Annotated in this window: 11 protein-coding genes and 3 pseudogenes; 9 read left to right on the forward strand and 5 right to left on the reverse strand. The window is 47.7% G+C overall.

The features are described 5' to 3' along the window. Positions 1-58: 58 nt before the first annotated feature. Complete coding sequence (locus tag A7983_RS18255; RefSeq protein WP_005968924.1) at positions 59-505, reverse strand: NUDIX hydrolase; 447 nt, start codon at positions 503-505, stop codon at positions 59-61. Further along, positions 498-1,124, reverse strand: a complete 627-nt coding sequence (gene rluE, locus A7983_RS18260) for a 23S rRNA pseudouridine(2457) synthase RluE (protein WP_167354033.1) — start codon at positions 1,122-1,124, stop codon at positions 498-500. The genes A7983_RS18255 and rluE overlap by 8 nt, the downstream gene beginning before the upstream one ends. A 131-nt stretch (positions 1,125-1,255) precedes the next feature. On the opposite strand from rluE, the gene icd reads away from it, so the two are divergent. After that, entirely contained in the window at positions 1,256-2,509 is a 1,254-nt protein-coding gene (gene icd, locus A7983_RS18265) for an NADP-dependent isocitrate dehydrogenase (protein ID WP_005968922.1), read from the forward strand. Between the two features lie 122 nt (positions 2,510-2,631). Here icd and A7983_RS18270 read toward each other — a convergent pair whose 3' ends face one another. The 3 genes from A7983_RS18270 to A7983_RS18280 all read right to left on the reverse strand — a co-directional run bounded on the left by A7983_RS18270 (position 2,632) and on the right by A7983_RS18280 (position 5,791). After that, entirely contained in the window at positions 2,632-3,738 is a 1,107-nt protein-coding gene (locus A7983_RS18270; RefSeq protein ID WP_005968921.1) for a 4Fe-4S binding protein, read from the reverse strand. Between the two features lie 473 nt (positions 3,739-4,211). Continuing rightward, the gene (locus tag A7983_RS18275; RefSeq protein WP_005968920.1) at positions 4,212-4,562 is read right to left on the reverse strand and encodes a Mor transcription activator family protein; all 351 of its coding nucleotides are present in this window, start codon (positions 4,560-4,562) and stop codon (positions 4,212-4,214) included. A 494-nt stretch (positions 4,563-5,056) separates the two neighbouring features. Beyond that, entirely contained in the window at positions 5,057-5,791 is a 735-nt protein-coding gene (locus A7983_RS18280; protein WP_005968919.1) for an XRE family transcriptional regulator, read from the reverse strand. Positions 5,792-6,186: 395 nt separating this feature from the next. On the opposite strand from A7983_RS18280, the gene A7983_RS18285 reads away from it, so the two are divergent. The 8 genes and pseudogenes from A7983_RS18285 to A7983_RS18315 all read left to right on the forward strand — a co-directional run bounded on the left by A7983_RS18285 (position 6,187) and on the right by A7983_RS18315 (position 15,556). Then, positions 6,187-6,444: a hypothetical protein gene (locus A7983_RS18285; protein ID WP_005968918.1), complete on the forward strand. Its 258-nt coding sequence runs from the start codon at positions 6,187-6,189 to the stop codon at positions 6,442-6,444. Between the two features lie 382 nt (positions 6,445-6,826). After that, positions 6,827-8,995: a sensor domain-containing phosphodiesterase gene (locus tag A7983_RS18290; protein ID WP_005968917.1), complete on the forward strand. Its 2,169-nt coding sequence runs from the start codon at positions 6,827-6,829 to the stop codon at positions 8,993-8,995. 149 nt (positions 8,996-9,144) lie between these two features. After that, a complete protein-coding gene (locus A7983_RS18295; protein ID WP_005968915.1) occupies positions 9,145-10,890 on the forward strand; it encodes a sensor histidine kinase in 1,746 nt (581 codons plus the stop codon). Further along, positions 10,887-11,241 (forward strand): annotated as a pseudogene (locus A7983_RS24890) (response regulator); the annotation flags it as partial. The gene A7983_RS18295 and the pseudogene A7983_RS24890, both read left to right, overlap by 4 nt. Positions 11,242-11,348: 107 nt before the next feature. Then, a pseudogene (locus A7983_RS24895) lies at positions 11,349-11,636 on the forward strand (LytTR family DNA-binding domain-containing protein); the annotation flags it as partial. A 185-nt stretch (positions 11,637-11,821) separates the two neighbouring features. Then, a complete protein-coding gene (locus tag A7983_RS18305; protein WP_005968913.1) occupies positions 11,822-13,045 on the forward strand; it encodes an L-lactate MFS transporter in 1,224 nt (407 codons plus the stop codon). Between the two features lie 295 nt (positions 13,046-13,340). Continuing rightward, positions 13,341-14,677: pseudogene (gene ugpB, locus A7983_RS18310) on the forward strand (sn-glycerol-3-phosphate ABC transporter substrate-binding protein UgpB). Positions 14,678-14,707: 30 nt separating this feature from the next. Further along, positions 14,708-15,556, forward strand: coding sequence for a glycerophosphodiester phosphodiesterase family protein (locus tag A7983_RS18315; protein ID WP_005968911.1), 849 nt, complete (start codon positions 14,708-14,710; stop codon positions 15,554-15,556). Positions 15,557-15,682: the final 126 nt, after the last annotated feature.

Below are 15,682 nucleotides of genomic sequence, written 5' to 3' on the forward strand. Positions count from 1 at the left end.
CGCTATTCCTGCCGCGTGCTGGTCAGGCCATTCACGGCAGGTCTAAAAGGATGGATGCTTAAAAAGGCCAGTTGAACGCGCCCAATAAGGCTAGTGGGTAGCGCTCAGGCTGCTGATAGCAGCGAATACTTTCAGCCACCAGCGGTGAACGAAGCTGGCGAGAATGCAAAATTTCCTCGGCGGTCACCCAGCGGCAGCATTCGATATCGCTGTCGTGTGGCTGAGTGTCGACTCGCGTAGGCAGGTCGAGCGCGAAGCAAAAGCGTAAAAAGGGTGTGCTGTCGGGAGCGATCCATTGATGGAGACGCAAGAAACTCTGCGGCGTGGCCTGAATACCGGTTTCTTCCCACAGCTCGCGGCTCGCCGCCTGAATCAGCGTTTCATCGGCTTCCAAATGGCCCGCGGGTTGGTTCCACAATAATTTGTCGTTAATTAACTCTTCGACGACCAGAAAATGGTTTTCGGCCTGCACGACGCAGGCAACCGTGACATGGGGTTTAAACATCCGCTATCTCCTTCCATTCTCCGGGTAACAGGTTTTCTACGGTTTGATTGGCCATGCCGTATCGAACCAGACGCAGGGTAGGATACCCGATATTTGCCGTCATACGACGGACTTGCCGATTACGACCTTCATACAGCGTGATTTTCAGCCAGCAGTCAGGAATGCTTTTACGCTCGCGTATTGGCGGATTGCGCGGCCACAGCCAGTCAGGTTCTGGAACGATCTCCGCGCCTGCGGGCAGCGTTTTACCGTCATTCAGTTCCAGACCTGTGCGAAAGCGTGTTAGTGCAGCGTCGTCAGGAATACCTTCCACCTGAACATAGTAGATTTTTGCCGTTTTTTCCGTTGGTTGGGTTAGCCGAGCCTGAAGCTTGCCGTCATTGGTGAGAATCATCAGGCCTTCGCTATCGCGATCCAGACGCCCGGCGGCGTAAATACCGCCGATCGGAATGTAATCTTTCAGCGTCCGGCGTCCGGCTTCATCAGTGAATTGCGGCAAGACATCAAAGGGCTTATTGAACAAAACAATCCGGCGCGGCGTATTGTCAGGCTGCCTTTTTCTTGCTGGCTGTGAGCTGAATCGTTTAACTTTGTGATTTTTAACAGGGAATTTATTCATCATCTTTATAGTCGCGGGTAACAAAAGCATTATACTCGAAATGGTTTGCGATTGGCGCGGGCTAAATATTCAAGTAGTATTGACACGCATCTTACAAGTCATTAACAAAATTGCGCTCGAAGGAGAGGTTAATGGAAAGCAAAGTAGTTGTACCGACAGAAGGTCAGAAAATCACGGTTGATGCTCAAGGCAAACTGGTTGTTCCGAATAATCCAGTTATCCCGTTTATCGAAGGTGACGGCATTGGTATCGATGTAACGCCTGCCATGATCAACGTAGTAGACGCCGCTGTGAAGAAAGCCTATCAGGGCAAGCGCGCGATTTCCTGGATGGAAATCTATACGGGTGAGAAATCCACGCAAGTTTACGGTAAAGATGTTTGGTTGCCGGATGAAACACTGGATTTGATCCGTGAATATCGTGTGGCGATTAAGGGCCCGCTGACAACACCAGTTGGTGGTGGTATTCGTTCTCTGAACGTTGCGCTGCGCCAACAGTTGGATCTGTATGTTTGCCTGCGTCCGGTACGCTACTACGAAGGTACACCTAGCCCGGTTAAACAGCCTGAGCTGACTGACATGGTGATCTTCCGCGAAAACGCCGAAGACATTTATGCCGGTATCGAGTGGAAAGCGGGTTCTGCTGAAGCAGACAAAGTGATCAAATTCCTGCGTGAAGAAATGGGCGTTAGCAAAATCCGTTTCCCTGAGCAGTGTGGTATCGGCGTGAAGCCGTGCTCTGAAGAAGGGACCAAACGTCTGGTTCGCGCTGCGATCGAGTACGCGATCACCAACGATCGGGATTCCCTCACGCTGGTGCACAAAGGCAACATCATGAAATTCACCGAAGGCGCGTTTAAAGACTGGGGTTACCAGTTAGCGCGTGAAGAATTCGGCGGTGAGCTGATCGATGGCGGCCCGTGGGTGAAGATCAAGAATCCGAACACCGGCAAAGATATCGTGGTAAAAGACGTGATCGCTGACGCATTCCTGCAACAAATCCTGCTGCGTCCTGCTGAATATGATGTGATCGCCTGTATGAACCTGAACGGTGACTACATTTCTGATGCACTGGCGGCACAGGTTGGCGGTATCGGTATTGCTCCGGGCGCAAACATCGGTGACGAATGCGCACTGTTTGAAGCCACGCACGGTACGGCACCGAAATATGCTGGTCAGGATAAAGTGAACCCAGGTTCTGTTATTCTGTCTGCTGAAATGATGCTGCGTCACCTGCAATGGTTTGAAGCGGCTGACTTGATTGTTAAAGGCGTTGAAGGCGCGATCAAGAACAAGACCGTGACTTACGATTTCGAACGTCTGATGGAAGGCGCTACGCTGCGGAAATGTAGTGAGTTTGCTCAAGACATCATCGATAACATGTAATCTGCTCTTTAGCGCAGGTTATAATGACAGGGGCCGAGTTGGCCCCTTAATTTTTCCCTCAAGTTCCTTTCCCACAAACTATTCTGTTTTGTATTAAGCACCGTTGACCTTATCGGTCTTTATTAATGGCTAATATTCTGTGAATCGGGAATGAGCCGGAAGTACATATGTTCGGGAATCGGACTGTCCCAGCCGCCGGTATACATCGCAAAGCCGATCATGCCGAAGAGAATGCTGAGCACCAGTACGGTCATCGTAATACCGGACAACGCGGTTTGTCGCCATAGCGGTTTGGCTGTGGAACTGTCTTTTTTCTGCGATCCTGATGGTTTCATTAGTGAGAAGTGGAGCGTTGATGCCACTGGGCAGGATTCGACGCAGGTCATGCAGGCCGTGCATTCTGCGGTTCTCACCTGAATCAGTTTATCCACCGGGATGTTAGACGGGCAGGCCTTAGCACACTTGCCACAGTCAATACAGCTAGTGGTATTACGACGAATTTTGAAAGGCGACAGCAGCGAAAATACGCCTAAAAGTGCGCCGTAGGGACAGAGGTAACGGCACCAGAAATGGCGAATAAACAGGCTGGCAAGCATAAAGAGAAAGACACAGGTCAGTGTGATGGTGCCGATATTGCGGAAGAAGCCGAGCATTTTAACGTCAGCGATCAAACCGTAGGGCGACATCAGGAACATATAAATGCCCTGTGCTGGCATTGATAGCGCAATGTAGAGAAAAAAACTTAATAATAGATATTTCAGGCTACGCAACGGAATATCTAGCCACTTCGGAAGAATGAAGTGACGGCCAAACAGTTTTTTTCCCAATATACCGACCCACTCGGATAACGTACCGATAGGGCACAGCCAAGAGCAAAATGATTTCTTCAGTAACAGGCTGGTGAGAATAAAGGCGAGAAGTAACAGCATTGATGCAAGATGGATAGGGGGAAGATTGCCCGTTTCCCATGTGAACTTAACGTTCATTAATCCTGCAATCGGTAACCAGCCCTCAATACCGCCCGGCCTCGATATATAAAGGCTCGTGCCGCCAGTTTCAAAGTAGCGTACCCAAAAATAGAAGGTGACTCCGATATAGATGTTGATCGCCAGTAGCAGAAGTTGTGTTGCTCTGCGCCAGGTCAGGGCGTTGCGCCAGTCGTTCCAGGGGAGTTTACCGCCAGTTGTTCCGGGGCGACGCTGCCACCGTTTTCTTGCTTTCTCGCTCATTGCTCTCAATTGCCCCTATTTATTTTTTTCACTCGGTGCTTTCAACACACCGAAGGGATCGTGGGGCAACGTTATCACGCCCTCAGCGGTCAAAAATTGATTTATGCATTGTAAATGCATGTTTCTGGTTTTTTTAGCTGATTGATTTAAATAAGGAGATGGGAAATAGTGTGCTCGTTATAGCCTGACTGAATATCGTACTAAAAGGAGCGATTTCTGAGGTTAAACATTGGAGGTAATAGGATGAGTACAAAATGTACCCATCCTATTAATTACATTGCGGTATTATATTTGAATGTATATTTCATATTTCAAACAGCGTGTGTTGGCTAGTGCCAGCGCATAGGAATCTCTTGCTGCATGGCCTCAATTAAGATTGATTTGGTTATATTTTATTAAAATAAGAAGTTATTATTGTTATTAAATCATCTGTTTTTATTATCGCCCGAGTTTTCAATTTATGGCCTTTTGCATTACTCCTGATTTTTTTGTTTTGCCTGCAATTCATCTTTTCTCATCGTTCTGACAATTTTATAAATCCATTGCAGCGAGACATTATATTTCTTCGCCAGAGCACTATGATTGCGCCCATCAAATTCTTCATAGATTTGAAGATCGCGTTGAGAAGCACGCCAGGAAATTCCCATTGGGAAATAAACGTTTTGTCCGCCCCATACGCTCATCATATGTTTGGCAACGGCATTACCAACCAGTTCGGCGGTTTGTAGATCCAACTCTGTGACGTTTTTGACCGTATCGGCAACGTGCTGGGAAAGCTCGACCAGAAGCTCAGGACCTTTACTGCGAAATTGTGGCTCAGTCATAAATCCCCTTATCCTTAAAGAAAATAGTTACTGCTTATGCGAGAATTCGAGCATCGCTATCTTGTGAGATAACAACCGCGTTACGTGTCTATTTAAAACTATAGTTGTTATTGTGTCAACATCTTTAGTTTTAATTTGGGTTGTTTTTTGTTGTAAAACGAAATGGTCGTCTGCGGATCTATACGCAAAGAGATGCTCGATAAAGGGGTAAAAAAAATCCCGCCAGAGGGCGGGAAAGCAACACATAGACAGGAGGAATAACACAACATCAACAAGGGGTGATGAAACAATAGCACGGTGATTGTATAAAACTGTGACGTGTGAGTAAGGTTATCTGGGCGAGGGTAAACGTTTTTTAGTGGTAAAATTTTTACTGGTAGGGCTGTTTTTAATAAAACGGCTATGAATAAAGCAAGGCCGGTATCTGTATCAGTCAACCGGCTTTGGGGAGAGGAAAAGAACGTGCTATGGTGCGGGATACCGCCAGTATTGGGTTATAACAGGACCGAATACCAGAATACGCGGCCAATGATTTCGACCTCTGATTCGTCGGTCTCTTCATCGGTATCGCGATTAAAACTGTGGATGACGAGAAGGCCGCCTGGTTTGCGGTAAAGTTGTTTTATCCGCTTGAGCTTATCGTTCCCGCCCCCTTCCTGAGCGATGGCGTACAGTTTTCCATCAATGATGCGCTTGTTGTTGGTATCAACGGCGACGGTGGTGCCATCTGGGATGATGGGTTCCATGCTGTCACCCGCAGCCGGGAAACAAAGAACGCCTGAACCGTCGGTATTTGCACCGACTTTGCGCAGTGTAGCTTTGGAAAAACGGAGCTTAAAGCCGTTATAATCCTCGCTTTGAATGCGTCCATCGCCGCAGGCAAACTCAATATCTTTTAAAAAAGGCACTTCAACCTCGTCCTTTGATAGTTCTGTCGTGCTGTCCCAAGCTGATACGGTGCCCCATTCTGATGTTGGAGGAATGCTCGATTCCTGAAGCGATCGAACCACCCTGTCGCTACGCATCGGGCCTTCGCCATTTGCCAGCCATTCAGGGCGAATATGGAGGGCATTGGAAAGCTCAACAATTTTGGTTGTCTGTGACGCTTTTCCCCCCTCAATCTTCTGTATGGCGGCCTGAGAGACGCCAACCATGTCGCCAAGTGCTTTTTGACTAAGCCCTTGTGACGTTCTGACGGTTTTTAATCGTTCTGCAAGTGTCGTTTTCATTTGGTCAATGTACAACCTTAGTTGTCGGTTATCAAGCGAGTATTAATCTGTTTTAAAAAAAACCAAAGTAATGTGCATTGAGGCACGTGTGATGTGATTGTGAATACAACCATAGAACAATTAAAGTTGTTGTTTCACAAAAGGAGTCCGCGTGGATGTGTGGGATAACATCAAAATAAACGCTATCGTCTGACTATCAAAAATCCTAATAAATGTCAGGCGGTCATAGTATTGTCTTATTCTACCCTCTGATTTGACTTAAACATGTGTGTCATTTGATCTAAATCACAATCTGGCCGTAACCATTTTGCTCTTATGGAAATCCCGCTGTGGGAAATATAACCAATGAATTCGTTTTATTAAGCATGCGCATGACTGCGTGTCGCGGAGGATGTATGTCTGTAATTCGCACGTGTTTAAGTCTGTTTGGTGGTGATACGGTAATTGTCCGGTGTGCTAATACGTTTGAAGTAAAAATGAGCAATGGTGAGCAGGAAACCATGGCGGAAGAAAATAGCGATATGCAGGGTTCTATTTGCCGTTATGCTGAAGGTGAAGTGTATTTAACGGTCCCTTACACAGGGGTCTGGGATGTCGTTATTCGAGCAAAGAATGACACCCCTGAGCATTCAATAACCTATTTCCCCGCCTGATGATTCTTTGGTTGGTTATATTCTGTTAATAACTTGATACCATATTGTCGTTATTCGGTAATGAGTATTTGAATATGCCAACCTTTCTCTGCCTTTTTTATCTTCATCACTCTACGTTGTGAGTACATCGATATCTTTCTATTTCTCTTTTCATCTATCATCTTAATCGATGCTTCTACTTGTTATTATTAATGATTCGAAGGGATGATCGAATTCGGATCTTTTGCCATACTCAACACTCAGGCACTACTTGGCGAAAGAAAGAATCTTGGTTTACTCACGTTGGCCTGGTTGCTCTTATCGTGCTCATTGCTGCAACATTTTGGATTTACAGCTAACCTTTTTTCTAATCTGAACATGAATACGATGGGAGGGGGAACCCATGAGTCGTGCCCCAATAAGCAAAGATGAAGATAAACGTCTTGCTGCTCTTCGTGAGTATGGAATTAAGAACGCACTATTCGATCCGAGTCTGAGCAACCTGATTAGTCTGGCTGCCAACATTTTTAACGCCCCCATCGTTTTAGTCTCGTTGGTGGAAGCTGAGCGCCAATTGTTTGCCGCCAGCGTAGGGGTTCCTTTTTGCGAAACACCACGCGATATCTCTTTTTGCGCCCATACGATCTTGAAGAAAAAGATCATGGTGGTGCCTGATGCACTCAAGGATGTGCGATTCAAAAATAATCCGCTGGTTGTGGGAATTCCTTATCTCCGTTTTTATGCCGGGATACCCTTAATTACCCCGTCTGGGCATGCCATTGGCACGTTATGTATTATTGATTTGAAGCCCAGAGCAGCATTCACCAAGCGTGATGAGCACAATTTGCAGGATCTGGCGTCACTGGTCATGGACAAGCTGGAAATGCGGCGTTTGGAATTGGCGCGTAGGGCCAGTCAGGTGCGTTTTGAAAATATCGCCAATACCTCGCCTGATACGATTTTGTGCGTTAACGAGAAGGGAATGATTACCTTCTGGAATACAGCCGCAGAGAAGATGCTGGAATACAGCGACGATGAAATTATCGGCCAAAATATTAATCGCATCGTACCTGATGCTTTTATCGTGCAGCTTAACCATCTGGTCACTGACCGTGATTCCCTGATGAAAGGGGTGACGCTGGAGCTGAACGTACAAGCCAAAAGCGGTAGCCTGGTTCCGGTTGAATTGTCGGTTTCTATGTGGGAAGACAACGACAATGTTAGCTATGGCGCGATATTGCGTGACATTACCGAGCGCCGACGCAACGAAGAGCGGCTGTTTTTACTGGCGCATATGGACCCACTGACGGGACTGGCAAACCGGACATTATTAACATCAAATCTGGAAACCGCGCTCAAGAATGAACCTGCGGTCTGCATCATGATGGTCGATCTGGATGGGTTTAAGGATGTTAATGACAGCCTGGGGCACTCTAGCGGCGATGATATTTTGGTGCACGTTGCCAAAAAAATAAAAGCGGCGGTTCGTTCCGGTGATGTAGTCGCGAGAATGGGCGGAGATGAATTTGCGCTGCTGTTTCCGGGTCTGAATGATAAAAAGGTTGCAGGTAAAATTGCCGAGCAAATTATTCATGAAATTTCGCAGGCAATGATTATTGACGATCACCAAATCAATATTAGTGCCAGTATTGGTGCTGTGCTGTATCCAGAATATGGCGTCACCGTGCAGGATCTTTTGACCAGTGCAGATTTAGCACTGTATCAGGCGAAATCCGAAGGTCGGAACTGTTATCGTTTTTTCACGCGCGAACTACTTGAAGTCTTTCAGGCTAAGCATGCCTTCCAGTTAGAGTTTGTACGAGCTTATGAGCAGCATGAATTTGAAATGTTCTATCAACCACAGGTAAAACTGGCAACAAATGAGATTGTTGGTGCGGAGGCGTTGTTACGTTGGCGTCACCCAGAGAGAGGGTTACTTGGGCCCGCAGCATTTCTTACCGCACTGGAAAATGGCCCGTGGGCGGAACGAGTAGGGGATTGGATCGTAGAAACGGCCTGTCGGCAAGCGGCAGAGTGGTGTCAGGTTAGCAACAGCTATTTTCGTATCAGTATTAACCTTTTCAGCGCGCAGTTTCGTACAGGCATGTTGGCGAAAAAGATTATGGATGCCCTCGCTCGTACCGGGTTGCAACCAAGCTCGCTGGAGCTTGAGATCACGGAAAATATCATTCTGCGTTACGATGAAAATATGTTACAGCCATTGAAAACGCTGCGGGATGCGGGGATCGGGATTGCCTTTGACGACTATGGAACGGGTTATGCGTCACTCAGTATGCTGAAAAACTACCCGGTGACTCGGCTGAAGATCGATCAAACGTTTGTCAGAACCATGTGTGAGTCTCCGCCGGATGCGGCGATTGTCAGAGCGATCCTCTATCTTGGGAAAAGTTTCGGTCTTGGCGTGATTGCTGAGGGTGTGGAAACGTTGGAGCAGAGTGAACGGCTACGGGGCAAAGGGTGTGAAGAAGCACAGGGATATCTGTTCGGGCATCCGATGCCCGCAGAAGAGTTTACCCAGCTACTAAAATTGAATAAGCCAATAGATGTGTAAATTGTTGTGCTACAGCAATCTTTCCTAAAAGCCAGCGTTTGCTGGCTTTTATACGTTTACACACCGTCGAGTGGTTAACAGACTAAAAAGTGGAATATAGATCACATTTTTCCTATAGTGCAGGCTCGTAACCCAGTACCGGATGTCCCGTGCACGAAATATTTGAGATGCTCCTTGCGGTCTTTGACCGCGCCGCCTTGATGCTGATTTGCCTGTTTTTCCTGACAAGGACGCGCCAGTTTCGGCAATTGCTGCAAAAAGAGCAGCATTCACCGAGAGAACGGGTGACGGTGACGGCCATCTTTTCACTGTTTGCGTTGTTCGGTACCTATTCCGGCATTAATGTTGAAGGATCGCTCGTCAACGTGCGCGTGATTGCCGTGATGTCCGGCGGAATTCTCTTTGGCCCTTGGGTGGGTATCGCAACGGGTATCATTGCGGGAGCGCACCGTTATTTAATTGATATTGACGGCATCACCTCTGTGCCGTGTCTGATTACCAGCATCATCGCGGGTATCACTTCCGGCTACATCAATAAGAAAGTCAAAAAAGAGCAGCAGTGGAGCATCGGTATCCTGGGCGGAATGCTGTGTGAGTCGTTAACGATGCTGCTGGTTGTGGCGTGGGCGACGCCGATCGAGCTAGGGTTGGATATTGTTTCAAAAATTGCGGTGCCGATGATCCTTGGCTCAGTATGTATTGGCCTGATCGTGTTACTGGTGCAGAGTGTGGCGAATGAAAAAGAGGTGATTGCCGCCAGACAAGCCAAACTTGCGTTGGATATTGCACACAAGACACTGCCGTATTTCCGTAATATCAACAGTGATTCACTGACGGCCATTTGTAGAATCATTCGCACTGAAATTAATGCGGACGCGGTGGCAATAACGAACACGCAGCATATTCAGGCTTACGTGGGGATTGGGGAAGACAAATATAATATCGGTCACGACATTATCAGTCCGATGACGCAGCAGGCGATCCATGATGGGAAAATTATCATTAAAAATAATGATGAGCAGCATCTAACGCCGGAAATCCATTCGATGATTGTCATCCCGCTATGGGAGCACGGGCAGGTGACGGGCACATTGAAAATCTATTACCGCCACGCCCATAAAATTACCTATTCGTTACGCGTGATGGCCGTCGGTTTATCACAAATTATGTCAACGCAAATTGAAGTCTCCCGTACAGAGCAACTGCGTGATATGGCAAATAAAGCGGAGCTGAGAGCGCTGCAAAGTAAAATCAATCCGCACTTTCTTTTTAATGCGCTGAATGCGATCTCCTCATCTATTCGTATTAATCCCGATACGGCGCGCCAGTTGGTGATCAATCTGTCCCGCTATTTGCGCTATAACCTCGAACTCAACGACGATGCGCTGATCGATATAAAGAAAGAGCTATACCAAATTCAAGATTATATCGCGATTGAGCAGGCGCGATTTGGTGCCAAGTTAACAGTGATTTACGATATTGACGATGATTTAGCGTATAAAATTCCCAGCTTATTAATTCAGCCGCTGGTGGAAAACGCGATTGTTCATGGTATTCAGCCTTGCCGAGGCAAAGGAACTGTGGTGCTGTCTGTGAAGGAACAGGGCGACAAACTGCTCGTCGCGGTAAAAGATACCGGCCATGGCATTAGTCAGGAAACGATGGATCGCGTTGCGCGCAACGAGCTGCCGGGGAATAAGATTGGCCTGCTGAATGTCCATCATCGGGTGCGTTTGCTCTATGGTGATGGTCTGCGTATTCGTCGTTTGGAACCCGGAACCGAGATTTATTTCTACATCCCGCGAGAAGATAAAACACCGTCGGCATTGCCAGATACCGTTCAGGTGCCGGTCTCGACCTATTCTGCTGCTGAACAAACAGGAGGCAACCCATGAAAGCCATTATTGTTGAAGATGAGTTCCTCGCGCAGCAAGAACTGAGTTACCTCATCAAACAGCACAGTGATATGACGATTGAAGCGACATTCGATGATGGGCTGGATGTACTGAAATATCTGCAACATAACGACGTCGATGCGATCTTTTTGGATATCAATATTCCGTCGTTAGACGGCGTTTGGCTGGCGCAAAATATCAGCAAATTCGCACACAAGCCTTACATCATTTTTATTACGGCGTACAAAGAACATGCGGTCGAAGCTTTTGAAGTCGAGGCCTTCGATTACATTCTCAAGCCGTATCATGAATCTCGCATCATCACGATGTTGCGTAAGCTGGAAGCGACCTGGCAACAGCGGCAAATTGCACCCGCCGTCGAAACGGGCACGCATACGGGCGCACCCAGAGGCGCACAGCAAACGATTAATTTAATGAAAGACGAGCGGATTATCGTCACGGATATTAATAATATCTACTATGCCGCTGCACAGGAAAAGGTCACGCTGGTGTATACCCGGCGTGAGGAGTTCATCATGCCGATGAATATTACGGAGTTTTGTAGCCGCCTGCCGGAAGACTATTTCTTCCGCTGTCATCGCTCTTACTGCGTCAACCTGACGAAAATCCGTGAAATTGTGCCCTGGTTTAACAATACCTATATCCTGCGATTGAACGATCTGGATTTTGAAGTCCCGGTTAGCCGGAGCAAGATAAAGGATTTCAGGTCATTGATGCGCTTTTAAAGGCATTTCATTCCGCATTTCAGGCATCTCATTCCCCATTCGATCAACCACTGTCAGCCCGCTTGTATACTGGCTTCAGCCCATAAGCTGACAGTGTTTTTGATGGATCGTCTCTTCTCCACATCAGCTTATATTTTTTAGTGTGCCGAGTGAATCGGACCCATTTTTGATGTAGGGGAAAACCCATGAATACTAAACCTGTTAATCGCGGATTGATTGTCCTCGGTACGATTATTACCCAAATGGGACTTGGCACGATTTATACCTGGAGCCTATTCAACCAGCCGCTGGTGGATAAATTTGGCTGGGCATTGAGCTCCGTGGCGACGACGTTTTCAATCACCAGTTTCTGTCTGGCATTTGCAACGCTGTTTGCCGGTAAGTTTCAGGAGCGTATCGGCCTGCGCCGCTTAACCATGATCGCGGGCATTGCTCTGGGGGCGGGTCTGATGGCGAGTGCGGTGAGCCCATCGCTGACGCTGATTTATCTGCTAATGGGCGTTGTTGTCGGTTTTGCTGATGGTACAGCTTACATCACGACGCTATCCAATTTGATCAAATGGTTCCCTAACCGCAAAGGGCTGATCGCAGGCATTTCTGTTGGCGCATTTGGTACTGGAAGCCTGTTGTTTAAATACGTAAACAGCTTTTTGATTGCCGAGGTGGGCGTGTCAGAAGCCTTTTTCTACTGGGGAATTATCGTTATGGCGATGATTCTGGTTGGTAGTTCACTGCTGAAAGAACCTGCTGCGGTACCGGTACAACAGGCTGCGGTTCAGGGACAAACGCGTGACTTCTCGCTGGCCGAGATGTTGGCAACTAAAGAATCGTATTTGCTGTTTATTATCTTCTTCACCGCGTGCATGAGTGGCCTGTATTTGATCGGTATTGTGAAAGATATTGGTGTGCAAATGGCCGGAATGGATATGGCGACGGCGGCAAATGCGGTGTCTGCGATTGCGATTTTTAATACCGTTGGGCGTATTGTGCTTGGGGCGCTTTCCGATAATGTCGGACGTATGCGAGTGATTAGCTTTACGCTGTTTGTGACGATTTTGGCGGTGTCTGTGATGACCTTCCTGCCGCTTAGTCCAATTCTGTTCTTTATTTGTGTCAGCGCGATTGCCTTCTGCTTTGGTGGCAATATCACGGTATTCCCAGCGATTGTCGGCGACTTCTTTGGCCTGAAAAATCACAGCAAAAACTACGGCGTGATTTATCAGGGATTCGGTATCGGCGCGTTGTCTGGCTCATTTATCGCCGCACAACTCGGGGGCTTCCATGCCACATTTATGGCAATCATTATTATGTCTATCATCTCGCTGCTGATTACCCTGTGGGTCAAACCGCCTAAGCATCAGCCTGTTGCTGCCTCAATGCATGCAGACATGGCACACGCACAAAGTTAATAAAATACCACGCTAACAGCATTTCGCGCTGGGCATGCCACATGCTGCCCAGCGCGACGTTTTTCCTCTTTCCTGTCACAAAACACCTTCACTTCATCTGCTGAAATATCACGATACAGTTCGCCACTTTCACCGTCATCTACGTGTCACAGGCGAACCCTAGCGTCGTTATCGGTACGTCTTTTTCTGAAGCAGGCTTCCTTAAAAGCAACTGTTCTTAAAATAACTTTCCTTAAATACGATTTTCTTTAAAAACAATTTTCCTTAAAAACAAAGAGTAACCGGAGAAAATACCATGATGATTCGGTTTAGGTTCATATCTGTTTTTTTGATGCTGTTGAGTATGGTTTTACTTGTCCCTCTGTCTGCCAGAGCGGCGGTTGAACTGACATTCTGGCATGGCATGGATAGCAACCTGAACACGGAATTGATACGGCTGGTCAATCGGTTTAACGCCTCTCAGACGACGTATCATGTTGAACCTATCTATAAAGGCAGCTATGAGCAGACACTGGCTGCGGGTATTGCCGCTTATCGCACCGGTAACGCGCCGGATATTTTGCAAGTTTATGATGTCGGTACGCCGAATATGATACACAGCGGGGCGATTGTCCCGGTGTATGACCTGTTTAAGCAAGTCGGTATCGACAATGATGAAAAGGCCTTTCTGCCTGCGGTGGCGCTGTTTTATAGCGACAGCCAAACCGGACATCTGATTTCCCAGCCGTTCAACAGTTCAACCCCCGTTCTCTACTACAACAAAGATGCCTTTATCAAAGCGGGACTCGATCCCGATAAGCCCCCCGAACGTGGAATGAGCTTGAGTATGATGCGGCGCGACTGCGTCAGAGTGGGATGACATGTGGCTATACGAATGCGGGGCAGCAGGGCTGGATATTGCTGGAAGCGTTTAGCGTGTGGAACGGGCTGCCGATTGCGACCAAAAACAATGGCTTCGACGGTGTCGATACGCATTTGCTGGTTAACGGTCCGTTGCAGGTTGCACATATCAGCCAGCTTGCGGAGATGATGAAGAAGAAGGAATTCAGCTATTTCGGCCGCAATGACGAGGGGACGGCACGTTTTTATAACGGCGATTGCGGCATATTGACGACCTCATCGGGCGGGTTACGCAAGATTCAGAATTATGCCAAATTTCATTATGGTGTAGGCATGCTGCCTTACAGCGAAGAAGCTAAAGATGCGCCGCAGAATACGTTTATTGGAGGGGCGAGTCTCTGGGTTATGAAGGGGAAAGCGACATCGCATTATCAAGGGATCGCTAAATTCTTGCATTTCCTGACGCTGCCGGAAAATGCCGCCGAATGGCATCAGATGACGGGCTATTTGCCAGTGACGCAGTCCGCTTACGATCTGACGCGCGAGCAGGGGTTTTATGTCCGATACCCCGGCAGTGATGTTGCCATGAAACAGATAACCAATAAGCCACCGTTGCCTTATACGCGCGGGTTTCGATTAGGCAATATGCCGCAAATTCGCACCATCATGGATGAAGAGTTGGAGAAAGTCTGGGCTGAGCAGGAAACGCCACAGCAGGCGTTAGACAATGTGGTTTCGCGTGGCGATCTTCTGTTGCAGCATTTTGCGCAGTCGGTTTCTCGTCATCCCTGATATTTCTCGGCTATGTGGAGTTTTCGACTGATGACAAAGCAACGTAAAGGCCTGACTCAGGAATTGATTGCAGCGCAAAACACGACGGTCTTGACAGTAGCACATCGCGGCGTCTGGGCATCGGCACCGGAAAATTCGCTGGCGGCGCTGCGCGAAGCCATTCGATTGGGTGTTGATATCGTGGAGATAGATGCACAATTAACGGCTGATAGCCATGTTGTCGTGATTCATGATGACACTCTTGATCGTACAAGCAATATGAGGGGAGAGGTTGGCAAGATGATGCTGGCGGATATTCGCCAGGCTCGTCTACGGGGGAGTGACGGCAACTCGACATGGCCGTTAAGTAACGAAAAAGTCCCGCTATTGTACGAGGTTCTTGAAGAGGCACGTGGGCGCATTGTTATCAATGTGGATGTTAAACATGAGCGCGAATTTGGTGTTATTGCCCGCGATATTCGCGATAAAGGTCTCAGTGCGGGCGCGATCATGAAAAGTCCGGTTAATCTTGCTTCTGCCTGTTTTCCTCTTGTCTCGCCGTCGCCGGATTCCCAGATACCGTACATGCCGTTGATCCAACTTCAACGGGGAAAAACCGTCGAAATTCTGCGGCAGATTGACGACGTTGGCGTTGCCATAGTAGAGGCCAATTTTGATCATATTGATACATTGATTGAAGCGCATGTTGAATTTCAACGGCTTGGCGTGCGGATCTGGGTGAACACGCTAGATTGCGCGCATCCACTTGATTACAGCGATACGTGCGCCTTAGTCGATCCTGATGCCGTATGGGGAGCACTCATTCAGGCTGGCGTCGGTGCGATTCAGGTCGATCATGCCGCAGCATTTATCGATTTTCGGTCAACGCTATTGCGCTGATCTATCAGAGTTACCCGCAGGCAGGATGCCGCTTTCCTCTTGAAAAATGTAAAGTTATGTGGATTTAGTCACTGAAAAGTTAAGAATACTTGAAAATACCACGACAACCCATACGATGTATGGTGT

This window comes from Pectobacterium wasabiae CFBP 3304, assembly GCF_001742185.1.
GTDB lineage: Bacteria > Pseudomonadota > Gammaproteobacteria > Enterobacterales > Enterobacteriaceae > Pectobacterium > Pectobacterium wasabiae.